The organism is Hyphomicrobium denitrificans ATCC 51888, assembly GCF_000143145.1.
In the GTDB taxonomy this organism is placed as follows: domain Bacteria; phylum Pseudomonadota; class Alphaproteobacteria; order Rhizobiales; family Hyphomicrobiaceae; genus Hyphomicrobium_B; species Hyphomicrobium_B denitrificans.
The window spans coordinates 2,873,468-2,896,241 of sequence record NC_014313.1 but is presented as its reverse complement, the minus strand read 5'-3'; the positions used below and the strand labels follow the sequence as shown (position 1 = coordinate 2,896,241).

General features: G+C 59.3%; 23 protein-coding genes and 1 riboswitch. Of the genes, 18 read left to right on the top strand and 5 right to left on the bottom strand.

The window, feature by feature from the left end; genetic code table 11:
- The first annotated feature begins 17 nt into the window (after window positions 1-17).
- From HDEN_RS13890 to HDEN_RS13850, 9 genes are all read left to right on the top strand, one after another.
- Window positions 18-716 carry an urease subunit gamma gene (locus HDEN_RS13890; protein WP_013216765.1) on the top strand — a complete coding sequence of 233 codons (699 nt, stop codon included), beginning with the start codon at window positions 18-20 and terminating at the stop codon, window positions 714-716.
- A 15-nt stretch (window positions 717-731) separates the two neighbouring features.
- Window positions 732-2,444, top strand: coding sequence for an urease subunit alpha (ureC, locus tag HDEN_RS13885; RefSeq protein ID WP_013216764.1), 1,713 nt, complete (start codon window positions 732-734; stop codon window positions 2,442-2,444).
- Between the two features lie 3 nt (window positions 2,445-2,447).
- On the top strand, window positions 2,448-3,095 hold the full coding sequence (ureG, locus tag HDEN_RS13880) for an urease accessory protein UreG (protein WP_013216763.1): 648 nt from the start codon (window positions 2,448-2,450) through the stop codon (window positions 3,093-3,095).
- Window positions 3,092-3,967 carry an urease accessory protein UreD gene (locus HDEN_RS13875; protein ID WP_013216762.1) on the top strand — a complete coding sequence of 292 codons (876 nt, stop codon included), beginning with the start codon at window positions 3,092-3,094 and terminating at the stop codon, window positions 3,965-3,967. The genes ureG and HDEN_RS13875 overlap by 4 nt, the downstream gene beginning before the upstream one ends.
- A 22-nt stretch (window positions 3,968-3,989) precedes the next feature.
- Entirely contained in the window at window positions 3,990-4,589 is a 600-nt protein-coding gene (locus HDEN_RS13870; RefSeq protein ID WP_013216761.1) for a HupE/UreJ family protein, read from the top strand.
- A gap of 105 nt (window positions 4,590-4,694) precedes the next feature.
- Complete coding sequence (locus HDEN_RS13865) at window positions 4,695-5,747, top strand: porin family protein (RefSeq protein ID WP_049775326.1); 1,053 nt, start codon at window positions 4,695-4,697, stop codon at window positions 5,745-5,747.
- A complete protein-coding gene (locus HDEN_RS13860; RefSeq protein WP_013216759.1) occupies window positions 5,747-6,406 on the top strand; it encodes an isochorismatase family protein in 660 nt (219 codons plus the stop codon). Before HDEN_RS13865 ends, HDEN_RS13860 begins: the two co-directional genes overlap by 1 nt.
- Window positions 6,407-6,763: 357 nt before the next feature.
- On the top strand, window positions 6,764-7,738 hold the full coding sequence (locus HDEN_RS13855; protein ID WP_169305494.1) for a sugar-transfer associated ATP-grasp domain-containing protein: 975 nt from the start codon (window positions 6,764-6,766) through the stop codon (window positions 7,736-7,738).
- Window positions 7,735-8,391: a GNAT family N-acetyltransferase gene (locus HDEN_RS13850; protein ID WP_013216757.1), complete on the top strand. Its 657-nt coding sequence runs from the start codon at window positions 7,735-7,737 to the stop codon at window positions 8,389-8,391. Before HDEN_RS13855 ends, HDEN_RS13850 begins: the two co-directional genes overlap by 4 nt.
- Before the next feature lie 101 nt (window positions 8,392-8,492).
- Here HDEN_RS13850 and HDEN_RS13845 read toward each other — a convergent pair whose 3' ends face one another.
- Window positions 8,493-8,771: a PepSY domain-containing protein gene (locus tag HDEN_RS13845; protein WP_013216756.1), complete on the bottom strand. Its 279-nt coding sequence runs from the start codon at window positions 8,769-8,771 to the stop codon at window positions 8,493-8,495.
- A 135-nt stretch (window positions 8,772-8,906) separates the two neighbouring features.
- On the opposite strand from HDEN_RS13845, the gene HDEN_RS13840 reads away from it, so the two are divergent.
- The 4 genes from HDEN_RS13840 (at window position 8,907) to HDEN_RS13825 (ending at window position 13,900) form a co-directional block, all read left to right on the top strand.
- Complete coding sequence (locus HDEN_RS13840; RefSeq protein WP_013216755.1) at window positions 8,907-9,233, top strand: PepSY domain-containing protein; 327 nt, start codon at window positions 8,907-8,909, stop codon at window positions 9,231-9,233.
- A complete protein-coding gene (locus HDEN_RS13835) occupies window positions 9,233-9,898 on the top strand; it encodes a response regulator transcription factor (RefSeq protein WP_013216754.1) in 666 nt (221 codons plus the stop codon). The genes HDEN_RS13840 and HDEN_RS13835 overlap by 1 nt, the downstream gene beginning before the upstream one ends.
- 854 nt (window positions 9,899-10,752) lie before the next feature.
- Window positions 10,753-11,244 (top strand): sensor histidine kinase, encoded by a 492-nt coding sequence (locus HDEN_RS18645; protein ID WP_425337346.1) that lies wholly within the window; start codon window positions 10,753-10,755, stop codon window positions 11,242-11,244.
- 289 nt (window positions 11,245-11,533) lie between these two features.
- Window positions 11,534-13,900 (top strand): methyl-accepting chemotaxis protein, encoded by a 2,367-nt coding sequence (locus HDEN_RS13825; RefSeq protein ID WP_013216752.1) that lies wholly within the window; start codon window positions 11,534-11,536, stop codon window positions 13,898-13,900.
- Between the two features lie 190 nt (window positions 13,901-14,090).
- Here the strand turns inward: HDEN_RS13825 and HDEN_RS13820 are convergent, their stop codons facing one another.
- Entirely contained in the window at window positions 14,091-14,705 is a 615-nt protein-coding gene (locus tag HDEN_RS13820) for a biliverdin-producing heme oxygenase (protein ID WP_013216751.1), read from the bottom strand.
- A 316-nt stretch (window positions 14,706-15,021) separates the two neighbouring features.
- Between HDEN_RS13820 and HDEN_RS13815 the strand changes: the two genes are divergently transcribed.
- From HDEN_RS13815 to gcvP, 4 genes are all read left to right on the top strand, one after another.
- On the top strand, window positions 15,022-15,408 hold the full coding sequence (locus HDEN_RS13815; RefSeq protein WP_245256649.1) for an SET domain-containing protein: 387 nt from the start codon (window positions 15,022-15,024) through the stop codon (window positions 15,406-15,408).
- A gap of 88 nt (window positions 15,409-15,496) precedes the next feature.
- Window positions 15,497-15,595: riboswitch (glycine riboswitch) on the top strand.
- Window positions 15,596-15,742: 147 nt separating this feature from the next.
- Window positions 15,743-16,891: a glycine cleavage system aminomethyltransferase GcvT gene (gene gcvT / locus HDEN_RS13810; protein WP_013216749.1), complete on the top strand. Its 1,149-nt coding sequence runs from the start codon at window positions 15,743-15,745 to the stop codon at window positions 16,889-16,891.
- Window positions 16,892-16,926: 35 nt separating this feature from the next.
- Complete coding sequence (gene gcvH / locus HDEN_RS13805) at window positions 16,927-17,289, top strand: glycine cleavage system protein GcvH (protein WP_013216748.1); 363 nt, start codon at window positions 16,927-16,929, stop codon at window positions 17,287-17,289.
- Window positions 17,290-17,302: 13 nt separating this feature from the next.
- Complete coding sequence (gene gcvP, locus HDEN_RS13800) at window positions 17,303-20,152, top strand: aminomethyl-transferring glycine dehydrogenase (RefSeq protein ID WP_013216747.1); 2,850 nt, start codon at window positions 17,303-17,305, stop codon at window positions 20,150-20,152.
- A 48-nt stretch (window positions 20,153-20,200) separates the two neighbouring features.
- On the opposite strand, the gene HDEN_RS13795 is transcribed toward gcvP, so the two are convergent.
- Window positions 20,201-20,974 carry an SDR family oxidoreductase gene (locus tag HDEN_RS13795; RefSeq protein ID WP_013216746.1) on the bottom strand — a complete coding sequence of 258 codons (774 nt, stop codon included), beginning with the start codon at window positions 20,972-20,974 and terminating at the stop codon, window positions 20,201-20,203.
- Window positions 20,975-21,108: 134 nt separating this feature from the next.
- Here HDEN_RS13795 and HDEN_RS13790 point away from each other — a divergent pair, with 134 nt between their 5' ends.
- Window positions 21,109-22,050 carry a LysR family transcriptional regulator gene (locus tag HDEN_RS13790; protein WP_041922052.1) on the top strand — a complete coding sequence of 314 codons (942 nt, stop codon included), beginning with the start codon at window positions 21,109-21,111 and terminating at the stop codon, window positions 22,048-22,050.
- A gap of 32 nt (window positions 22,051-22,082) precedes the next feature.
- On the opposite strand, the gene HDEN_RS13785 is transcribed toward HDEN_RS13790, so the two are convergent.
- Together HDEN_RS13785 and HDEN_RS13780 are read right to left on the bottom strand one after the other, a co-directional pair.
- Entirely contained in the window at window positions 22,083-22,436 is a 354-nt protein-coding gene (locus HDEN_RS13785; protein WP_013216744.1) for a bactofilin family protein, read from the bottom strand.
- Window positions 22,437-22,541: 105 nt separating this feature from the next.
- Window positions 22,542-22,739, bottom strand: a complete 198-nt coding sequence (locus tag HDEN_RS13780) for a hypothetical protein (protein ID WP_013216743.1) — start codon at window positions 22,737-22,739, stop codon at window positions 22,542-22,544.
- Window positions 22,740-22,774 lie beyond the last annotated feature (35 nt).

The window sequence follows — 22,774 nt, the reverse complement described above, 5'->3', positions numbered from 1 at the left end:
GAGATAGGTCACAACATATGCTGCTTACTCCTACCGAACTCGAACGCTTAACGATTTTTACTGCGGCGGAGCTTGCAAGAAAGCGCCGGAGCAGAGGATTGAAACTGAACTATCCGGAAGCTGTCGCGCTCATTTCCGATGAAATCCTGGAAGGCGCTCGCGACGGTAAGTCCGTTGCAGACATGATGTCGATCGGTTCGCAGATCCTCACGCAAGACGACGTGATGCCCGGCGTGGCCGCGATGCTGCCGATGCTGCAAGTGGAAGCGACATTCAGAGACGGCACCAAGCTCGTCACGGTCCATGATCCACTACGGCCGAAGCCCGGCGCGTCGGCCGAGCCGACCCTCACGCCAGGTGAAATCCTGGCGATTGACGGCGAGATCGAGCTCAACGCCGGTCGTCGCAAGGCCAGCTTGAAGGTCACGAACATGGGTGACCGGCCGGTGCAGATCGGTTCGCACTATCATTTCTTTGAAGTGAACCGCGCGCTTGATTTCGACCGAGAGGCCGCATTTGGCATGCGCCTCGATATCCCCGCCGGAACTGCAGTCCGGTTCGAACCGGGACAAGAGAAGATCGTTGAACTCACCGAATTCGGCGGCGAACGGCACCTTTCTGGGTTGAACGGGCTCACCAACGGATCTGCGCGAGACCCTGCCGTGAAAGCGGCGGCGATGACACGCGCGCGTGAGCGCGGCTTCCGGACGAGCTGATAAGGAGACGTAACTTTGGCTGTACTTTCACGTCGCGACTACGCCGCTATGTACGGTCCCACGGTTGGGGATGGCGTCCGTTTGGGAGACACCTCGCTCGTTGCGGTGATCGAGAAAGATTTCGCGAGCTATGGCGACGAATGCCTTCACGGCGGCGGCAAGACGCTTCGCGACGGAGCCGGGCTCGCGGCTGGCGTAACAAGCACTGAGGGAGCGCTGGATTTCCTGCTTTGCAATGTGACCGTCATCGATGCTGTCGTCGGGATCGTCAAAGGTGATCTCGGCATCAAGGACGGCAAAATTGTCGGAATCGGCAAAGCGGGAAATCCGGCCATTATGGATGGCGTCGATCCGAGACTGATCGTTTCAGCCGCAACCGCCGTGCGCGACTGCGAGGGATTGATTGCCACGGCCGGCGGCATAGACGTGCACGTTCATTTCGACAGCGCGCAGCTGTGCGATCACGCGATTGCGTCGGGCATTACAACCCTGCTCGGCGGTTCTCTCGGCCCAATCACGGTCGGCATCGACTGCGGTGGCGCATTCAACGTCGGAAAAATGCTGCAGGCGGCGGAGCAGTGGCCGGTCAATTTCGGATTTCTCGGTCGCGGTAATTCGCACAAGCCGGCTTCTCTCGTCGAGCAGATCGAAGCCGGCTGCCTGGGGCTGAAACTTCACGAAGACTGGGGGTCGATGCCGTCGGCGATCGATACCTGTCTCGCACTTGCCGACGACATGGACTTCCCCGTCCAAATTCATACCGACACGCTGAATGAGTCTGGGTTCGTCGAGGATACGCTAGCGGCGATCGCGGAGCGTACCATTCACATGTACCACACGGAAGGCGCGGGAGGCGGGCACGCGCCTGACATCATTCGCGTCGCGGGCCTTCCCTGGTGTCTGCCGTCTTCAACCAATCCCACCAATCCGTACACGATCAATACGTTCGACGAACATCTCGATATGACGATGGTTTGTCACCATTTGAACCCGGCAATCCCTGAAGACGTGGCGTTCGCGGAAAGCCGCATCCGCGCTCAGACAATCGCGGCGGAGGATATTCTTCACGATATCGGCGCGATCTCGATGCTCGGCTCGGACAGTCAGGGCATGGGGCGTATCAACGAGGTCATATGTAGAACGTGGCAGCTCGCCGACAAGATGAAAAGTCAGCGGGGACGTCTGCCTGAGGAATCGACGCCGTTCGGCGATAACGAGCGTATCAAGCGGTACGTTGCCAAATACACGATCAATCCGGCACGCACTTTCGGCATTGCCGATCACATCGGCTCGCTGGAGGACGGCAAGCTCGCGGATATCGTTGTCTGGAGCCCGGCGTTTTTTGGCATCAAACCGGAGCTGATCCTCAAGGGCGGCTTCATCGCGTGGGGCGCGATGGGAGACAGCTCGGCGTCTCTCATGACATGCGAACCGAGGGCGCTGCGACCGCAATGGGGAGCGTTCGGCCGCGCCAGCCCGGCGTTGTCGGCATGCTTCGTCAACCCGGCCGCAATCGATCGCGGCATCTCGAAGACGTTGGACCTGAAAAAGAACCTGCTGCCCGCACGCGGAACGCGTCGCCTGTCGAAAAAGGACATGCTGCGCAACGACGCCTGCCCGGACATTCGCGTCGATCCGCAGACGTTCGATGTTTTCGTCGATGGCGAGCTGGCGACCTGTGAGCCCGCACATGAGCTGCCGTTATCACAACGATATATGTTGAGGTGATCCGTGAACGTGTCTGCACAACATTCGCTCACGGAAAAGTTGAGGATTGGCGCGGCCCGTGTGGGCATCGGCGGTCCCGTTGGCTCGGGAAAAACGGCGCTCATCGAGCGTCTTATTCCCGCATTTGCGCGCCGTAACGTTTCACTCGCGATCGTGACCAACGATCTCGTGACGGCGGAGGACGCGAACCGCATTCGGCGATCAGGTTTGATCGACCCGAAGCGCGTTGCAGCCGTCGAGGCCGGGGCCTGTCCTCATACCGTTATTCGCGAAGATCCCACCTTGAACATCGCGGCGGCGGATGATCTCGAGGCGCAGTTTCCAGATGTGGAACTGATCTTGATCGAAAGCGGCGGCGATAACCTCGCATCGACGTTCTCGCTGGATCTCGTCGATTGGTGGATGTTCGTGATCGACGTCGCCGGCGGAGACGACATCCCGCGTAAAAACGGGCCGGGGCTCATCAAGTGCGATCTTCTGGTCATCAACAAAACCGATCTCGCGCCGCACGTCGGCGTTGATCTCGAACTCATGAATCGCGAGGCAACGGCGGCACGCGGAGGAAGGCCTCTCGCATTCACGAACTGCCGTCAGCAGGAAGGCATTGATGACGTTGCGGACAGACTGATGTCGGAGGTTTTGTTCCGATGAACGTCTATTGGAACGGACAAGTCGACCGGCGCCCTCAATACGGCGAGAAGCAAGATCATAGATCTCGCTTCGATCTTTCGTTCGGGCGCCATGGCGAACGCACGATCATCGAACGCCAGTACGTGTCGTATCCGTTTCATCTGACCCGGCCGTTTTCGCTCGATCCCGACATCCCGGCGCTTACAACCGTGTATCAGCAGTCGTCGTCAGGCGGCGTCTACCGATCGGATCGCCTCACATCTCAAATCAGGATGCGGGCGGGAACGGCTGCGCATATCACGACGCAGGCGGCAACAATCGTTCACGATTGTTATGGCTGTGAGGCTAGCCAATGCACCCAGATCGACATGGAAGAAGACGCGTTTCTAGGTCTGGTTCCGGAAGCATTGGTGTTTTTCCCCGGGGCTGAATACGCGACATCGTTGGACATTACGTTGCACCCAACGTCTGCGCTGATGGTCGGCGAGTCGTTCACGGAGCATGACTTCGCAAACAATCTACGCACGTTTGGAAGATTTTGCTCAGAGACCGTTGTTCGGGACACGTCTGGCCGATTGCTCGTACGGGAATGCTTCCAAATCGGGGGGCAGGACTTCGCAGCGGCTACGACGCCAATCGGACCTTTCACGATCGTCGCGAATTTCCTCATGCTTGGGAAGCGCGCGCGATTGCCCACGACCGATGCGATCGCAACGAAAGTTTTGCGCCGAATGGACTGCGTGGCGGGCGTCAGCGAACTGCCCAACAACGCCGGTTTGAGCATCAAAATTCTGGCTTCAAGCGCCGCCGCTGTGCGCGCTGTTACGGACGATCTGTTCTCCATCGCGGTCCAGTCGGCATTGGGGAAAGTCCCCCACAAACGCAGAAAATAAATATCACTGAAAGGAATTACCAATGCATGCATTGACAGGAAGAATTGTCCTAGCTGCTGGTTTCATGTTTTTCGCGAACGCAGCGTCTGCACATGTCGGTTTCGGTCCGACTGTCGGATTTTCCAACGGTCTTGCACACCCGCTGTTCGGTATCGACCATCTCCTTGCGATGGTGATGGTGGGCGCGTTCGCATCTCAGCTCGGGGGTCGAGCGATCTACCTGGTTCCGGCGTCCTTCGTCGGTTCGATGATGATTGGCGCAGCGCTTGGCGTGCTCGGATTCAATTTCGGTCTGACGGAGTTTGGCATTGCCGCTTCGGTATTCACGCTCGGAGCGCTGGTCGCTTTCAGATCGCACTTGGGTTTGGTCTCGGCGATGGCGTTGGTCGCAGCGTTCGGACTTTGCCACGGCCATGCGCACGGAACAGAAATGCCGGAGAGCGTGAACGGTCTGGTTTACGCAGCCGGCTTCATGCTGATGACCGCCACGTTGCACGCGGCAGGTGTCAGCATCGGACTTCTCATTACAAGAATCACGAGCCGTTACGGCGATGTGGTGCTGCGCTCGCTGGGGGCGGGCGTGGCGTTGGTCGGAGCCGGTCTCATGGCGGGGGCCATGTGACGTCTTCCACTCAAGAAAATAGACATCTCAACAATGGGGGAATTAATGCTTACCGGCTATAGAATAAGACTCTGTGTTTCGTCGACCATACTTGCATTGATTGGAGTGGGTTCGGCGCATGCAGGCGAGACCATAGACCTCGGAAATGGTGCAAGCGTTACGATCGGTGCAGCGGCTCGCGCGTCCCTCAGAACGACGGACGGCGAAACCGACGGCTTCCTCGAAAGCGCACGTATCCTCACAAGTGGACAGTTCAATAAGGTCGTCGGATTCACGTTCAACACTGAAATTGAATCGAGCGGCGGCATATTCCCATATCTGCCCGGCGATCCGGATGGAATTCGCATTCTCGATGCCACCGCGCGCTTCGAATTCAACGATTACTTCAATGTTTGGGCAGGCCGAATGGTGTTGCCGCAGGACAGGTCAAACCTGGACGGTCCATACTATTTGGGAGTTTGGGATTATCCCATCGTCTCCGCATTTCCGAACCGCTTTAACGGTCGCGACGATGGTGTGACCATCTGGGGTCAGACGGGCGGCGGCAAGTTCAAATATTGGGCAGGTGCTTACGAGGGCTGTAGAGGCGACAGTCCTTGTGCAACTGGCGCGGCTGGAGGCGGAGATCTTCTCTACGTCGGCCGCGCCAGTTATGACTTCTGGGATCCGGAGCCCGGCTATTACGTGGCGAGCGACTACTACGGAAAGAAGGAAATTTTGTCCGTCGGATTCTCGACGTCGTTTCAAGACCGCGCGACTGGAACTGCGCTGGATCCAGGGCACTATTTTGGATGGAACGTCGACGGCCTGATGCAGAAGAAGGTATTCGGCGACAACGTGCTTACGCTGGAAGGCGCGTACTACCATTATGATACCGATGACAAAGCGACACCGTTGGCAAATGGCGATAGCTATTTCGTGCTCGCCAGCTTCCTCATCGATCATAACTTCGGACCTGGAAAACTGCAGCCCGTCATTCGTTATGAAGAGTTCCTGACGAAGAATGCCTATGATATTTCACGCCTGCAAACAGGAGTGAACTATATCATCCGCGGCAGTGACGCACGCGTTTCGCTTCTCTATTCGAAAACAGATTTCGAAGATCCGACTCTCGCGTCGGTCGATCAATTCGTCGCCGGCCTGCAACTGCAATACTAATGCGTCTCCCGTCGAGACCACGGCCGAGCGGGGTCCGCCAAAAAGCGGTTGGGTCCCGCTCGTTCGATAAACGAGACGGCCTTCTTTGCGCGCAAACGTCGATACTTCTTTTTATCGATCACCAAACCCGGCTCTTGCCGTCCATTGATGATTGCGATCGCGTTTTGTCAGACGCGGTGTACCTCGGAGAAGCAGCGCACGTTCTGAGCATCCCGGTCATCGGGACAGAACAGATGCCCGAAAAAATCGGGCCACTCCATTCGGATGTTCGGAAATTTTGCAGCACCGTTTTATCCAAGGTGCACTTCGATGCCTGCGCCGATGGCCTTGTGAATGCCATCAAGCATCATCCAAAACGCACGCAGATCGTAATTTCAGGCTGTGAGGCGCACGTTTGCGTTTTGCAAACCGCCGCAGGTCTGTTGCGCGCTGGCTTCAGTGTCTGGATTGTGAGTTCGTCGACTGGCTCGCATTCGCAGATCGATCGCGCACTCGCCTTCGAGCGGCTGCAAAAACTGGGAGCCACCATAGTCAGCCTGGAAATGGTGCTGTTCGAATGGCTCGCCAGGGGCGATCACCCTCGATTTCGCGACGTGCTTCAGACGATCAAAGCTCACCGAACCTACGGCAAGCACGCAAGCGACCATCTAATAAAGTGATTGCGGCGGCCGGGCGCAAGGTGCGGTAGAACCATTGTAGGTTTAGCAGCGATCCGCTCACCTATCGCCGGGGCGGACCCAGGCATTTGTCATTTTCATTAAGCTTCGTACACGGCCTTTATCGACGTGTCCGCGGTTCTCGCATTAGAGAATTAATTTTCGAACCTATCGCACCGGTATGAGAGCATGAACGCCTCGGTAACTCGGCCATCTGTCATTGGACGCCTGCGGAAATTGGCGCGCCATGTCGGGGTTGCCGCAGACCAGTATGGATTGAGCCGGGGTGCGGTCGGCGGAAGGCTGCTGTCGCTGTATTGGCGAAGGGGATTCCGGCCGGGCGAAGCACTGCGGCTCGGATTGGCCGACCCAGAAATTGCTCCGGCTTCGCTCGACGGATGTTTCACCAAGGAAGAGCTTTTCGCGCTTCAAAATCGCTTGAATCCGGTGGAACTGACTTCCCTTACCGAGGACAAGAGCGTCTTCGATGCCTACTGCGCGGCTCATGCCATTCCGGTGCCGAAGCATTTCGCAACGCTCGGCAGATTGTCAGCCGGCGCGCCCGAGGGGCATGCCATCGCAACGCGTGAAGCGTGGCTGCGCGATATCGCTCCTGACCTCCCATCGCAGTTCATCACCAAGCCGGCGCTCGGAGTCTACGGAGCAGGCGTCTCTCTCTGGACGAGAGAAGGCGCGTCATTTCGCGATCACAAAGGACGTCTTCTGTCGGCCGACGCGCTTTACGACCAATGCTGTGGCGACCCTAAATTCGATCGGTACGTCGTCCAGCAGCGACTGCTCAATCACCCGGCGCTGGTGGAACTCACGGGGTCGTCGACTCTGCAAACCGTGCGGCTGGTCACTTTAACCGATACGGACGGCAATGCCCAATGCCTCTATGCCGAATGGAAACTCGCGATTGGTGAGAGTGTCACCGACAATTTTGCGGGCGGTGTCGGAGGAAACCTGGTCGCGAGCGTGCGGCTATCCGACGGAACCATCGGTGCCGCGCAAGCCCCCGCCCCGAGCGGCATCGGTTCCACTCAAGTTCACCGCCATCCAGTCACCGGAGCCGAACTCGAAGGCTTTCGACTACCGGATTGGACGTCGGTCACCGAACTCGCTCTTCGCGCCGCGCGGACGTTCCTGCCGCTTCGCACGATAGGCTGGGATATTGCCCTGACCCCTGAAGGGCCGGTGATTGTCGAAGGCAATCGCTGGTGGGACCCGCCGAACGACGCCGTGATTGGTCCACCCGCGCCGGGGCTGGCTCTTCATGAACTCGCTGCGAATAGCCCAAAGTTGAGAACTGCCGCGCAGCAGATTTCGCAATGAACATAGGTTATCTGAGACAAGCGATCACGCATCAAAGACTTGGCCAAGTCGTCTCTCACTATGCCTATCGATCCGTCCAGCGACTGTTCGATGTCTCAGTCTTTCGTTGCCTCTTGGTGCAAGACAGCACTGTTATTCGCAAGCCGGTGCCGAGCGGCACGGAGTGCCGTTTCGTCACTCCGGACCGGCTGCGCCTGGAAGCGGCGGTGACGGGCAGCGGACTTGATGCAGAGGAAGTCGAGCGCCTTCTCAAATCAGGAGAAGAATGCTTCGGCACGTTCGTCGACGGCGTACTGGCGAGCTATCTCTGGTTTTCGCCGGGCTCCGCCCACCTCGTCGATGATATCTTCGTGCGCTTCGATCCGGCTTATGCGTACAGTCGCTGGGCGTTCACGAGACCGGAATATAGAGGCAAGCAACTTCACGCCCTCTGCAAGCAAAGCGCGCTCGACGAATTCACGGCGCGGGGACGGCTCGGCATCATCTCGGTCGTCTACGCATGGAATTCTCACTCGCTGAGCGCCGCCGCGAAATTGGGATGCGTGCGAGTTGGTTTGTTGGGAATTGTCTGGGGCAGGGTGTGGACCAGCAGAAATTGCCAGCGCGTCGGGCTCTCCCTCGAGCGCTCGTCGAACGGAAAAATCCGCTGGTGAAGTCGCGACGCTAGGAGCAGGTGCCTCGCATGCGGCCGAGAAACGATGAGGGCCGGTCGCGGCTTGGCGCCGGATGACGCCAAGCCGGTGGTTGCTTATCTTTAGTCGTCGTAGCCAAGAAGGACCTGGCCCGTGGCCGGATGGGCATGTCCCTCGACGCGGACGCCATCGGCGTTGATCGCATCGAATTCGTAGGCGCCGTCATCGGCTTCGATCTCGGTGACGTTATAGCCCTGCGCCTTCAACTTCTGGATAACCTCTGAGACCGACAGCCATTTGTCGGCAGGGACGTTGAGGCGCGGCCCGTCATGGCCGGCGTGCGCCGAGGTCGTGAGAGCGAACGCCATAGCGATGGCCGGCAGCGTCAGATACTTTTGCATCGTGAAATCTCCATGTGGTTAACCTGCAACCGCTTGCCGGCTGCGAGCACGTGGCGATACTCACCGATTGCTGCTGATGCTGACCTGATGAGCGGCGTCAGGTTATTGTCAGGTAATTTTTGCGAAGATTGTCCCATGTATCGATCGAAGCGCTGCCTTATCGTTGGTCTTCTCTTCACGCTGGCCGCGGCACCCGTTGCGGCGCCAGCGATCGCGGACGACGACCTGGACCACGAGCTGGCCCGTCAGGCCCTGAGCGAAGGGCGCATCCGGCCGCTGACCGAAATACTCGAGACTTTGAAGGCAGAGTTTCCTGGCCAAATTCTTGGCGTGGAACTCGAAGCCAAGGGCGTCAAAAGCTTCATCTACGAATTCAAGGTTCTGACGCCTGACGGCAAGCTCAAGGAGGTCAAGGTCGACGCCGCGACATCCAAAATCCTGACCATCCAGGATGACGACTGATGCGAATTCTCGTGGTCGAGGATGAGCCGAAGATTGCCCACAGCATTGTGACGGCGCTCAGCGCAGCGCATTTTCAGGTCGACGCGGCGCGCGACGGCGAGACGGCATGGTTCCGCGGCGACACCGAAAACTACGACCTTATCGTTCTCGATCTCGGATTGCCCAAGATCGACGGCTTGTCCGTTTTGAAGAAGTGGCGAGCGACAGGCCGGATGATGCCCGTCCTGATCCTCACCGCGCGCGGCGCCTGGCCAGAGCGCGTCGAAGGCATAGATGCCGGTGCCGACGACTATCTCGCCAAGCCGTTTCAACTCGAGGAGCTGATGGCGCGCGTGCGTTCGCTCATCCGTCGCTCCGTCGGCCACGGTTCGGCAATTCTGACTGCGGGCCCGCTTGCTCTCGATACCCGGCAGATGCGGGTCGTTCTCGATGGTGCGCCGGTCCCGGTATCGCCGCTGGAATATCGCCTGATCGGCTATCTCATGCATCACAAAGGTCGGGTCGTTCCTCCGACGGAACTCATCGAGCATCTTTATGGCGATGACGACGCACGGGACGCGAACGCGCTGGAAGCAGTCGTGACGCGGTTACGCCGAAAGCTCGGGCAGGAAACGATCGAGACACGGCGCGGGTTCGGTTACATGGTGTCGGAACCCTCGACATGAGCCTCGGCTCGTTGCGTCTCAGGCTCCTTATCGCAGGTGCCGTGTCGATATCGATCGCACTTGGCATCGCAGGATTCGGACTGACTGAGCTGTTCAGACGCCACGTCGAGCGCCGGGTCGACTCGGAACTCAACGTCTATCTCAATCAGTTGATGTCAGGCATAGTGCGGACGCCGGCAGGCGATCTCGCCGTCGCGCACCGCCCTCCCGATCCGCGATTTGAGGCGCCGCTTTCGGGGCTCTACTGGCAGATAGATGCGACGCCGGGCGGCAAAGTTCTTCGATCGCGATCGCTGTGGGACAATGTCCTCGACCTTCCCGCCGAGACGAATATCAACGACGAAGTCCATCGGCGGGAGATCGTCGGACCGCACCGCGCGAAGCTGTATCTGTTGCAACGCTATATTGAGCTTCCCGCGGAACTCGGCGGCCAGCGCGTTCTGATAGCTGTTGCGTTGCAGGCCGAAGAGGTTCGCAATTCCATCCGAAACTTTGCCATCGATCTGTTGCCGTTTCTTCTGTTGATCGGCGCACTTCTCGCAGCCGCATTCTGGCTGCAGGTGAGCATTGGGCTGCGGCCGCTTGCGGCAATCCGGGGAAAGCTCAGCGCCGTTCGAACCGGTACTGCGCAGCGGCTCGGAAACGGATTTCCCGACGAGGTGCAGCCCCTCGCAGCGGAAATCGACGATCTTCTCGACGCTCGCGATCTGGCGATCGAAAAAGCGAAGGGACGGGCGGCCGATCTTGCGCACGGCCTTAAGACGCCGCTGCAAGTTTTGAATGTTGAGATCGACAGGCTGAAGTCCAAAGGCGAAGCCGGAATCGCATCCGATATTGCCTCTGTCGCCGAGGCCATGCGGCGGCACGTCGATCATGAACTCGCACGCGCGCGTATCGCCTACGCAGCGAAGGATGCTTCGACGGACGTCGCCTCGGTCATCAATCGCGTCGTGCGCGTCGCCGAGCGCACGCCGGAAGGACAGAAGGTTGTCTGGCAGAAGAATACGCCGCAGACGCTCATGGCATCTATTCACGGCGATGATCTCGCCGAAGTGCTCGGGAATCTGACCGAGAATGCCGCGCGTCATGCGCGCAAACAGGTTTCCATTTCAGCCCGTGCCGAAAATGGTGTCGTCGTCGTCACCGTCGCGGATGACGGCCCAGGCATAGCCGAAGAGCATCAGGCCGATGCGATGGTGCGTGGCCGCAGTCTGGATACGAGGAAAAACGGAACCGGTCTCGGCCTCGCGATCGTGGCCGATATTCTCGAAGCCTGGCATGGAAGCCTGACGCTCGATAACGGCGCGCCAGGACTTATAGCAACGGTTCGCCTGCGAGCCGCTTAAAGCAGACGTTCATGCCGCGAGGAACTAGTTCCGAGCCTTGGCCGGGCAGTGGTCGAGGCCAATAAACCGTCGCGGCGACTTGCACCCGCCGTTCCGATTGCTGAACCGCCTCACCACCGCGGCAGACCCATCCGCGCCCCATCTTCTTCGCACGCATCGGCTTGGAACATCAGCATACGGAGTCAATTCATTAAGGATACCAGCATAGCCTGTGGGGAAAGTTTTTTGGCCTCAAAGAATGATCGCGACGGATGCTCACCCATCCGATCGCGGCGTTAGGGACATGGAAATGCTGCTAAATTCGGCTACCGGTCGTAATATTTTCGCAGTCGCGGCATGCGGCTTGGTCGCGACGATCACGGCTTCGTCCGTGCTGTTCTACCGCTCGTATGAGGACATCAAGAGCACGAGCCTTGATCGCATGCGGGAGATCGCAAAATCAGAAGCCCTGACGACTGAGAAGCGGATCGGGCGTACCGGTCGCATCGCTGACGCGCTGGGCTCGGTTCTGGAAGTCATGAAGGACAGTGGCGAGACCGATCGCGCCAGGGCCGACCGGACCATGCGTCATCTGCTGGAAAGCAACCCGGACATCCTCGGCATCTGGACGGGCTGGGAGCCGAACGCGTTCGACGGCAAGGACGCCGACTTCGTCAAAGCCCAAGGCCATGATGCGACAGGCCGTTATGTTCCCTATTTCGTCCGTGGAACCAACGGAGAAATAACCAACACGGCCCTCGTCGATTATGCGGTGCCCGGCCCCGGCGATTACTATCAGCTGCCTTTCACGCGTCAGAAGACGGTCGTTATCGAGCCTTATGCTTACGACATTGACGGGAAGCAGGTTCTGCTTACGACGATCTCAAAGCCGGTTGTCGTGAACGGCAAGGCGCTCGGTGTTGCGGGCATTGATCTTTCGCTGGCCGATACGAGCAAGGCACTCGCGAGCCTTCACCCCATGGGGACGGGCTACGTCAGCCTGGTCAGTAGCGGGGGCAAAATCGTTGGCCATCCGAACGAGGTTTTGGTCGGCAAAACACTGGCCGAAAGCGCGGAGACGGCCGGCTGGGACAAACTCATTGCTCAGCCAGGCGTCGAACAGCAAATCGCGGCTACGGACGGAACGGCATACTTGGCCGTCGCGTCGCCTGTCACACTCACGCCGGAAATAACCTGGTACGCGATCGTCGCCGTTCCGAAGAGCACAGTGTTTGTGCAGTTGAACGCGATGATGCGGGACGCGGCTCTGATTATCGCGACGGCCGCAGCGCTTCTCGCGCTCGCAGGTTGGTTCATTGCTCGCCGCTTCATCGGCCGTATCTCCAACATCATCGGAGAGACCGCGCAGATCGCGGAAGGCAATCTTCTGCTTGAATTGAAGGATAGCAAAAGCAAGGACGAGATCGGCGATCTCGCCCGCTCGCTCGAAGTTCTACTCGACAACAACCGGCAAAAGGCCCGGCTCGAAAGCGAAGCCGAAGCCAACCGCAACCTAGCCGAACGGGAACGCATTGCCCGCCAGGAGCAGGAAGCCCGAGACGCGGCGAAGGTCGAGAAGGAACGACTCGCTCGCCACGAGCAGGAAGCGAAAGACGCCGCGAACGTGAAGTTTGCAGTCGATAGCCTTGCGGCCGGTCTGTCTCATCTTTCGGATGGCGACATGTCCTTCCGTATCGCGACCCCGTTCACGGAAACCCTTGATCAGGTTCGCCACGATTTCAACAATTCGGCCCAGAAGTTGGAAACTGCTCTGACGCAGGTGGCCGACAATGCCCGAGGCATCGAGTCGAACTCCGACGAAATCCGCTCCGCCGCCGACGATCTGGCGAAGCGCACCGAGCAGCAGGCCGCTGCCCTGGAGCAAACCGCTGCCGCGCTGGAAGAGATCACCACAACGGTCAAGAATTCCACCGAACGGGCGCAGGAAGCCGGAGAACTCGTGAGCCGTGCGAAGGCCGGCGCGGAACAGTCAGGCGCCGTGGTTCAGCGTGCCGTCTCGGCGATGGAAGCGATCAAGAAGTCGTCTTCGGAGATCACAAATATCATCGGCGTGATCGACGAGATCGCCTTCCAGACGAACTTGCTTGCGCTGAACGCAGGCGTGGAGGCGGCCCGTGCAGGTGAAGCTGGCAGAGGCTTCGCTGTGGTGGCACAGGAAGTCCGCGAACTTGCGCAGCGGTCTGCCAATTCCGCCCGAGAGATCAAGGCGCTCATCGGCACGTCCAGCGATCAAGTTCGCGAAGGTGTCGAACTCGTCGGTGAGACGGGCCGCGCTCTGGAAACCATCGTCGTCGAAGTGCAGGAGATCAACCGCCATGTCGCCGCGATTGTCGAAGCGGCGCAGGAACAGTCCTCCGGCCTCGAGCAAATCAGCACGGCCATGAATCAGATGGACCAGGATACGCAGAGGAACGCGGCAATGGTCGAGGAAACGACGGCCGCCACGCACAGCCTTTCGCGGGAAGCAACGTCGCTCAATGAGCTTCTGACCATGTTCAAGCTCTCTGGCGGCGCGCATCAGGGATCGGCCGCCGTACGAGCGGTAACCGGCTCGGAAAAGCCTGCGGCGTCTCCGGTGCGCGCTCTAGGTCGAAAGATCGCCAGCGCATTCTCCGGCAATGCCGCCATCAAAAAGGATGAGTGGCAAGACTTCTGATTGCCGGCGCTAGACGAATAGCAATCGTGCACGAAGTCTGACCCCATCCGCGAAATCGCGGGTGGGGTCAGTTATGTTCGCTGCCCTAGATTGGTTACGCGCGGTGCGCGACACCGCATGCGGTGCGCCGTACGATAGAGAGGGTCATTTCGTTCGATCTTCAGTCGTCACGCCACGGAACGCATTGGCGTCAACCGGCGGCTGAAAAGACCTCTCGCACCAATCCATGCACGCGGTTGAAAGCAGCCTCCGCACCGGCGATGACGCGCGCTTCGTTCTCATCCGACAGCGAAACATCGTCGAGGGCCGCCGTGAAAGTGCGCCAGTGCAACCCGCGTCCTTCCGGAGCGCCGGCAAGATGGGAAGCGCCGAATGTTTCCGTCAGTCCGAGCTTCAGCGCGTCCTTCAGCAGGAACGCGGCGCCGAGGTTCGATCCCTCTGCGACGTAAAGCCAGCCGAGCGCCGTCGGCAGGTCTACCGAAGCGCCGGCCGTGAACATCGGCGGCGCAGCGATTGCCGGAGCTTGCGCTCCAAGATCGGCAAGATCCCGCTTGATGAGCGCGATCCTGCGGCGGCCCTTCAGATCAGGCAGCAGATCATCGAGCGTCGCGTCGTCGTACAGTGCCTCGATGTCCCGGTGGAAGCCGTGCTGCACCTTGACGAAAAGCGCATAGCGCTCGCGACTCGCGAATGGCTCGCCCGCCATGATCGCTTTATCGAGCTTGTCATGGGTTTCCTGCGTCGCCGCTTTCAGCCGCTTTGAGCGCGTGGATGCCGGATTGTCCAGAACGGCAGTGTCTGTCATCGATGTGATCTCATTAAAGCTTGAAAAGAAAACAAAGGAAGGTGAGCCCAGGCGATGGCATGACCCGAGCGTCAGCGCATCCATATAGTGTTGATCGGTGAAGTTATCTACCGCAGCAGAGATCTGGAATGTCTCTAACATTATAGCTCGCGAAAGGATCGAGCAGCGCGTGGGAATACGTACTCAATTCGACGGCTGATGTCAGGCGAACGTCACCGGGAATATTTCCGCTTGATGCGGCTCGCGTGCTCACCGTATGCACGTCGAATTGTTCGAAAATGAAGTCTGGTCACCTCGCCCAATGAAGCAACGCTTCATGCCTGCACCCTTTCGTCTTGCCGTCCACCGGTCGCACAGCGGCAGGGGGCTTTTCGCTGAAGAGCGCATTCGGAAGGGCTCGTGCGTCATCGAATATATCGGACGTCCGGCCACGCCCAGGCAGATGAAGTTGAACCGCGGCAAGTATCTCTTCTGGACGAGCGATACGACCATGATCGACGGCAACATCCCCGCGAACGTCGCCCGCTTCATAAATCATTCGTGCGCGCCGAATTGCGAAATCGAGATCCGTAGGCGTCGCATTTATGTAATCGCTCTCCGTGCCATCGAGCCGGGCGAAGAGCTTTCCTACGACTATGGGCAGGAATATTTCGACATGCATCTCGCAGGACGCTGTCGCTGCCCGAAGTGTTCCGAGGCATAAGTCGATAACGTGTGACTGCGCGGGACCCGCATTCCACACCCAACTTTGGTCGGGTTGACCTTATTTGTGCGACGCGGTTACGTAACTGCAATGGAATGCGGAAGAGTCCGGACAGCTTAAAGCTTGAGCCGGCGCCGAAGGAGCAACCGCCCCGGAAACTCTCAGGCAAACAAACCGTATTCCGACGACACTCTGGAAAGAGGCTGAGCGGCTTTCACACTCAGCCCACCGACGGATGTAAGACGCAGGCCCATCGGCGGCCGTCGTCCATGATCTCAGGTCACAGGACAGAGGGGGCTCTTGAACGCGCTATCGAGCGCATTGGAGCCGTATAATGTCCGCTGATGAACTGTCAAAATCCCCGCTGAAAAGAACTCCGCTCTACGACGCGCATGTCGAAGCCGGTGCGCGAATGGTGCCGTTCGCCGGCTACGAAATGCCGGTTCAGTATTCGCTTGGTATCATTGCCGAACATACCTGGACTCGGAATCACGCGAGCCTTTTCGACATCAGCCACATGGGGCAGGCCGTCGTTACGGCAGCCGACGGCAAGCACGAGACCGTCGCGCGTGCGCTCGAAGCTCTCGTTCCGGCGGATATCGTTGAACTCGTGCCCGGGCAGCAGCGCTACTCCCAGCTGCTCAATGCTTCAGGCGGCGTCATCGACGATCTGATGGTGACGCGTCCGGAAGAGTCGGACGAAAGCGGCCGGCTCATTCTCGTTCTGAACGCGTCTCGCAAGGACATCGATATCGAGCACATCGCGCGCCAGCTTTGCGAAGGTACGCGGATTGAATCATGCCCGGACCTCGCTCTGCTGGCTTTGCAAGGCCCGAAAAGCGGCGATGTCCTCGAGCCGATATGCCCCGACAGCAGAAAGCTCGCTTTCATGCAGGCGACGCGCACGCAGATCGCAGGTTGCGATTGTTTCGTCAGCCGCTCGGGATACACCGGCGAGGATGGCTTCGAAATCTCGGTTGGCGCAAGCGATGCGGTGACGTTGTGGCGAGCGCTTCTCGCAAACGACGAAGTCCGCCCGTGCGGACTGGGCGCGAGAGATTCGCTCCGTCTCGAAGCGGGCCTCTGCCTCTATGGACATGAACTCGACGAAACGATCTCACCCGTCGAGGCGGGGTTGACATGGTCGATACCCAAACGTCGCCGTACGGGCGGATTCCCGGGCGCCGAGCGTATCCTCGGCGAGATATCGGCATCGCCTGCGCGCACCCGCGTCGGCCTTCATTTTATTGGTCGTGCGCCCGCGCGCGAGGGCGCTAAAATACTTTCGAAAATGGGTGATGAAATAGGCGTCGTAACTTCAGGCGGATATTCGCCGACGCTCAAGCAGCCAATCGCGCTCGCGTATGTTCCGCCGGAATACGCGAGCGCGGACACGCCATTGACGGTCATCGTGCGCGGCGAACCGCTCGACGCAAAAGTCGTGCCCTTGCCTTTCGTGCCGCACCGCTACCGGCGCGCGTAAGACATATCGATTATCTGCAAATCAAGGAGCGCTCTGTGCTGAAATATACCGAAGAGCATGAATGGCTGAATGTCGAAGGTGACATCGCCACCATCGGAATTACGCAACACGCGGCGACGCAGCTCGGCGATCTCGTATTCGTCGAGTTGCCGAAAATCGGCGCGAGCTTGAAGAAGGGCGCCGCCGCCGCCGTCGTTGAGTCTGTGAAGACAGCATCCGACGTCTATGCGCCGCTCGACGGCAGTGTCGTCGAGATCAATCAGCCTGTCGCCGACGATCCGACCATCATCTCGGCCGATCCGCTGGGTCGTGGCTGGCTCTACAAGCTTCGCGTCGCCAACCTGGCCGACCTCGATGGCTTCCTCGATGAAGCCGCCTACGCAAACCTCATTGCTTAAGAGGCGATGCCGCATGTCTGCCGATAACTACGATCCCTACGACTTCGCGAACCGCCGCCACATCGGTCCGAGCGCGAAAGAAATCGCCGAGATGCTCGCTGTCGTGGGCGCGTCCGATCTGCATGCAATGATCGACGCAACTGTTCCGCAGTCGATCCGGCAGGCGGAGTGGATCGACTTCGGGAAATCGTTGTCGGAAAGGCGTGCGCTCGATCGCTTGAGGGAAACGGCCAGCAAGAACCGCGTGCTGACGTCGTTGATCGGTCAGGGCTACTACGGCACGACGATGCCGCCTGCGATTCAGCGCAACATTTTCGAGAACCCCGCATGGTACACGGCCTATTCGCCCTACCAGCCGGAAATCAGCCAAGGGCGCCTCGAGGCATTGCTCAACTTTCAAACCCTCGTTGCGGATTTGACGGCTCTCGACATTGCAAACGCTTCGCTGCTCGACGAAGCGACGGCCGCGGCGGAAGCGATGGCGATGGCGCATCGTGTATCGAAATCCGAAAAATCGATCTTCTTCGTCGATCGCGACTGCTTTCCTCAGACGATCGCCGTCATCAAAACGCGGGCCGAGCCGCTCGGCTGGCAGGTGAAGGTCGGCGATCCATTCAACGATCTCGATCCCTCGGAAGTTTTCGGTGCGATCTTCCAATATCCCGGCGTGTGCGGAGATTGCCATGATTTCACACCCGTCATGGAGGCGCTTCACGCAGCGGGAGCAATCGGCATCGTGGCGGCCGATCCCCTCGCGCTCACCCTTTTGAAGCCACCCGGCGAAATGGGTGCCGACATCGCGGTCGGGTCCATGCAGCGCTACGGCGTGCCGATGGGCTACGGCGGTCCGCACGCCGCCTACATGGCGACGCGAGACGAATACAAGCGCAGCCTTCCCGGCCGCCTAGTTGGAGTCTCTGTCGATGCGCGGGGCAACCGGGCTTACCGGCTGGCGCTGCAGACGCGCGAACAGCACATCCGCCGCGAGCGCGCGACATCCAACATCTGCACGTCGCAAGTGCTGCTCGCCGTCATCGCGTCGATGTATGCGGTATTCCACGGACCGGCGGGTCTCAGAGCCATCGCTCAGCGTGTCCATCGCGACGCCTGCCGGCTCGCCGATGGGCTAAGCGGTCTCGGATTCAAAATCCGGCCCGCGCGCTTCTTCGACACCATCACCGTCGAAGTCGGACCTTACCAAGGCCTGATCATGAAGAACGCTGTCGATAACGGCGTCAATCTGCGCAAGGTCGGTAAGGATCGCATCGGGATCTCCGTCGACGAGCGCACGCGGCCGGATACGCTGGAAGCTGTCTGGCGCGCATTTGGCGCCTTTGATCTCCGTTACAAGGACGAATATCCGCCCAGCCATTTGCCCGAGAACCTGATCAGAACATCGGCCTACCTCACGCATCCGATCTTCCACATGAACCGCGCCGAAAGCGAGATGACGCGCTACATGCGCCGCCTCGCCGATCGCGATCTGGCCCTCGATCGTTCTATGATTCCGCTCGGGTCGTGCACGATGAAGCTCAATGCAACGGCTGAGATGTTGCCGATCTCATGGCCGGAATTCGCGGAGATGCATCCATTCGCGCCGGCCGATCAGGCCGTCGGATACAAGGAACTGATCGACGATCTATCGCACAAGCTTTGCGTCATCACAGGATATGACGCGATCTCGATGCAGCCGAATTCCGGCGCTCAAGGCGAATACGCAGGCCTGCTTGCAATCCGCGCCTATCACAGAAGTCGGGGCGACGAAAAACGCACGGTCTGCCTCATACCGTCATCGGCGCACGGGACCAATCCCGCGTCGGCGCAGATGTGCGGCATGTCCGTTGTCGTCGTCGGTACCGACAAGAACGGCAACATCGACGTCGAGGATTTCCGCGCCAAGGCCAACGCGCATCGCGACCAGCTCGCTGCGTGCATGATCACGTATCCGTCGACGCACGGCGTGTTTGAGGAAACCGTTCGCGAACTTTGCGATATCACGCACGAGTGCGGCGGACAGGTTTATATGGACGGCGCCAACCTCAATGCGCTCGTCGGCTTGGCGAAACCCGGAGAGATCGGCTCGGACGTCAGCCACCTCAATCTTCATAAGACATTCTGCATCCCGCATGGCGGCGGCGGCCCCGGCATGGGTCCGATTGGAGTCAAATCGCACCTCATTCCGTTTCTTCCCGGTCATCCGGAAACGGATGGACGCGAGATGACCGTTTCCGCGGCTCCCTACGGTTCCGCATCGATCCTGCCGATCTCCTGGAGCTATACATTGCTGATGGGGGGACGCGGGCTAACGCAGGCGACGCGCATCGCCATTCTCAATGCGAACTACATCGCGAAACGGCTCGAAAAGGCATACCCTATTCTTTATCGCGGCCGAAACGGATACGTCGCGCACGAATGCATCATCGATACGCGACCGCTGCTCGAAACCTCGGGAGTGACGGTGGACGATATCGCGAAACGCTTGATCGATTCAGGCTTCCACGCGCCGACCATGAGCTGGCCGGTCGCCGGTACTCTGATGATCGAGCCGACAGAGTCGGAAACCAAAGCCGAGCTGGATCGCTTCTGCGACGCCATGCTGTCGATCCGCGAGGAAGCGCGCGCCATTGAAGAAGGGCGAAGCGATCGCAAGAACAATCCGCTCAAGAATGCGCCGCACACTGTCGAGGATCTGGTCGGCGAGTGGGATCGTCCCTATTCGCGTGAAGTCGCGTGCTTCCCGCCCGGCGCGTTCCGGGTCGACAAATACTGGGCTCCCGTCAACCGCGTCGACAACGCCTATGGCGACCGCAATCTCGCATGCTCGTGCCCGCCGATAGAAACTTACGCGAACGCCGCGGAATGAAAGGTCCGCAGGCGTTCGCGCTGGCTCAGTGCAGGGTAGACGGCTGCATTATTTCGTCGTGTAGCCGCCATTGACCAGAATCGTCTGGCCGGTCATCCACCATCCGTCCGAGACGAGGAATCTGATCCACGGAACGATGTCTTCGATATCCGTCAGCCCAACCTTCGAGAACGGAGATAGCGCCGCCGCGGTTTTGTGATAGGCAACCGCATCGGCGCCCTCGGCAGGATAGAAGAACGGCGTATCCATCGGTCCCGGCCCGATGGCCGTGACCGAGATTCCACGATCTCCGAACTCTTTCGATGCGGCCCGCGTGAAGTGCTCAACCGGCGCCTTGGTTCCGGCGTAGGACGCGTAGAAAGGTGTGTATGCGCCGAGCAGTGACGTGACGAGCGTGCAAATCTTGCCGTTGTCGTTGAGCGCCTTGCCTGCTTCCTTGATGAAGAAGAATGCGGTCTTCGCGTTCACTGCGCTCATTTCGTCGTATTCGGCTTCGCTGATATCAACCATCGGCTTCTTCAGCACCTTGCCGACGGTATTGATCGCAATGTCGGGTTTTCCGATCGCCGCAATGCTGTCAGCGAAGAGCTTCTCCATCGCGCCCGCTGTCGTGAGATCTGCCTGCAACGCGACGCCCTCGGTCCCGGCCGCCTTGACGACCGCCAGCGTATCGTCCGCGTCAGCTTTGCTGCTGCTCGAATTGTAATGAATCGCAATCGCCTTCGCGCCATGCGCTGCGAGATCCTTGGCGATCAGCCCGCCGAGGTTTTTGGCCCCTCCCGCGATGATGACGGTTTTGCCTTTGATTTGGTGATCCGCCATGGCGTGCGCGTGCTCCTCTGATGTCGCCGGAAAATCGGCTATCCGATGGGCATCACCTTTCCAGTTTGCGATCCATGTATAAATATGCTGAGTTCGACATCACTGGTCAGAATTTGCAAACAATTGAAATCGTCATGGACAGGCTTGGGCGGCTGCGTGTGTTCGTTCGTGTTGTGGACTGCAAAAGCTTCACCAAGGCGGCAGAAACGCTCGCGATTCCGCGGTCCACGGTTTCGATCGCGATCAAGGAACTCGAGAAGCTTGTCGGCGCGCGCCTGCTGAGCCGCACCACACGCAGTGTAATACCGACGCACGACGGCGTGGCGTTCTACGAACAGTGCAGCCGCCTCGTCGACGACTATGAGGAAGTCGAAGGCCTATTCCGAACCGCGCACGCCGAGCTGCGCGGACGGCTAAAGGTCAATGTTCCGGGACGCATCGGGCGAATGATCATCGCGCCCGCCGTTCCGGAATTCGTTTCGAAGTATCCGAACATCGCGCTCGAAATCGGCATCACCGACCGCACGGTCGATTTGCAGCTCGAAGGCATCGATTGCGTGGTGCGCGTCGGAGATCTGGCCGATTCCAATCTCATCGCGCGACGGATCGGCGACCTCGACATCATCAATTGTGCAAGCCCGGATTATCTGGATCGCAATGGCGTGCCGGTCCGGCCGAGCGATCTTCGAAAGCATCGTACGATTGCTTACATGCCTCCGTCGGGTGGCAAGCCCGAACCTTGGCAGTACGTTGATGCGAAGGGATTGCAATCGCTCAACGTCCCGCCGTCGATCGCGGTCGATAACGCAGAAATGCTGATCGCGTGCTGCCTGGCAGGCCTGGGTCTGATCCAGGTGCCGTCGTATGACGTGCGCGAGCATTTGCGGCGAGGCGAGCTTGTGGAGGTTTTGCCGAAATACTGTTCGCCGCCCATGCCCATCCACATCGTCTATCCCCATCGCCGCCATCTGTCGGGCCGGCTTCAGGCATTCATCGAGTGGGCGACCGAGCTTTTGCGCGAGCACATAAATGCGCCGGCTATCGCGGAGAAAACGAGAGCCTCGCGCAAACGCTAGAATTCCTCGCCGCCGTGGAACGGGATGCTGGGTTACGTCGCCAGCTGCAGCGGATCGGCATGACGCCGCGACTTTCCTTCGAAATAGCAGCCGTCTTCGAGCGACAAATGTTTGTGAAAAATGTTCGCGGCGACGGAAGAAGCTTTCTTCAGCGTCAGATGGTTCGCGAAGATTTCTCCGGTCACCTCTCCGAGCACCGTGACGGCATCGGCAACGACCGCGCCGTCGACAATCCCGCGCTCGGCGATGGTCACGGACGTGCAGCGCACGTCGCCGAGCACCGTGCCCTCGATGATGAGTGGCCCGGGAAATTCGAGTGAACCTTCGATGGTCGCTTTGCGGGGAATAGTTAGAGCAGCGGGCAGCGAACGGCTTGCATCGCTCATTGGCATGCACTCAGACCTGATATGTGACGTCCCGCTCGCCAGCGTTATCGCTGCACTCCGTGGCGAGATTCAGGCTCGCCCCTCGTCATAAACGGCGTCGCGACGTTACGCGCCGCCGGATAGCATTTCGCGTTCCTTGAGGAGGGCCGCAAGTTGCGCTTCTTGCTGTGCGATGCGCTCAGACGTCAAACCTTCATCGGCTGCTCCGGAATAGGCAGCAGCCTGCTCGACAAGCTCGCGAAGGTTATCACGGATGAGGCTTATCCGCTTGTTGATCTCGATAAGATCCGCTGAGTCAGCCATCGCATTTCCTCTTGTCGAATGGTTGGAGCACTAGA

Coding starts and splice junctions, on each gene's coding strand:
- HDEN_RS13790 (WP_041922052.1), top strand. CDS start 21,109: ATGGACAGGCTTGGGCGGCTGCGTGTGTTCGTTCGTGTTGTGGACTGC.
- HDEN_RS13815 (WP_245256649.1), top strand. CDS start 15,022: ATGCCTGCACCCTTTCGTCTTGCCGTCCACCGGTCGCACAGCGGCAGG.
- HDEN_RS13840 (WP_013216755.1), top strand. CDS start 8,907: ATGTATCGATCGAAGCGCTGCCTTATCGTTGGTCTTCTCTTCACGCTG.
- HDEN_RS18645 (WP_425337346.1), top strand. CDS start 10,753: ATGCGGCGGCACGTCGATCATGAACTCGCACGCGCGCGTATCGCCTAC.
- gcvT (WP_013216749.1), top strand. CDS start 15,743: ATGTCCGCTGATGAACTGTCAAAATCCCCGCTGAAAAGAACTCCGCTC.
- HDEN_RS13860 (WP_013216759.1), top strand. CDS start 5,747: ATGCGTCTCCCGTCGAGACCACGGCCGAGCGGGGTCCGCCAAAAAGCG.
- HDEN_RS13850 (WP_013216757.1), top strand. CDS start 7,735: ATGAACATAGGTTATCTGAGACAAGCGATCACGCATCAAAGACTTGGC.
- HDEN_RS13890 (WP_013216765.1), top strand. CDS start 18: ATGCTGCTTACTCCTACCGAACTCGAACGCTTAACGATTTTTACTGCG.
- HDEN_RS13780 (WP_013216743.1), bottom strand. CDS start 22,739: ATGGCTGACTCAGCGGATCTTATCGAGATCAACAAGCGGATAAGCCTC.
- HDEN_RS13785 (WP_013216744.1), bottom strand. CDS start 22,436: ATGAGCGATGCAAGCCGTTCGCTGCCCGCTGCTCTAACTATTCCCCGC.
- HDEN_RS13825 (WP_013216752.1), top strand. CDS start 11,534: ATGCTGCTAAATTCGGCTACCGGTCGTAATATTTTCGCAGTCGCGGCA.
- HDEN_RS13875 (WP_013216762.1), top strand. CDS start 3,092: ATGAACGTCTATTGGAACGGACAAGTCGACCGGCGCCCTCAATACGGC.
- HDEN_RS13820 (WP_013216751.1), bottom strand. CDS start 14,705: ATGACAGACACTGCCGTTCTGGACAATCCGGCATCCACGCGCTCAAAG.
- HDEN_RS13835 (WP_013216754.1), top strand. CDS start 9,233: ATGCGAATTCTCGTGGTCGAGGATGAGCCGAAGATTGCCCACAGCATT.
- HDEN_RS13795 (WP_013216746.1), bottom strand. CDS start 20,974: ATGGCGGATCACCAAATCAAAGGCAAAACCGTCATCATCGCGGGAGGG.
- HDEN_RS13845 (WP_013216756.1), bottom strand. CDS start 8,771: ATGCAAAAGTATCTGACGCTGCCGGCCATCGCTATGGCGTTCGCTCTC.
- HDEN_RS13870 (WP_013216761.1), top strand. CDS start 3,990: ATGCATGCATTGACAGGAAGAATTGTCCTAGCTGCTGGTTTCATGTTT.
- gcvP (WP_013216747.1), top strand. CDS start 17,303: ATGTCTGCCGATAACTACGATCCCTACGACTTCGCGAACCGCCGCCAC.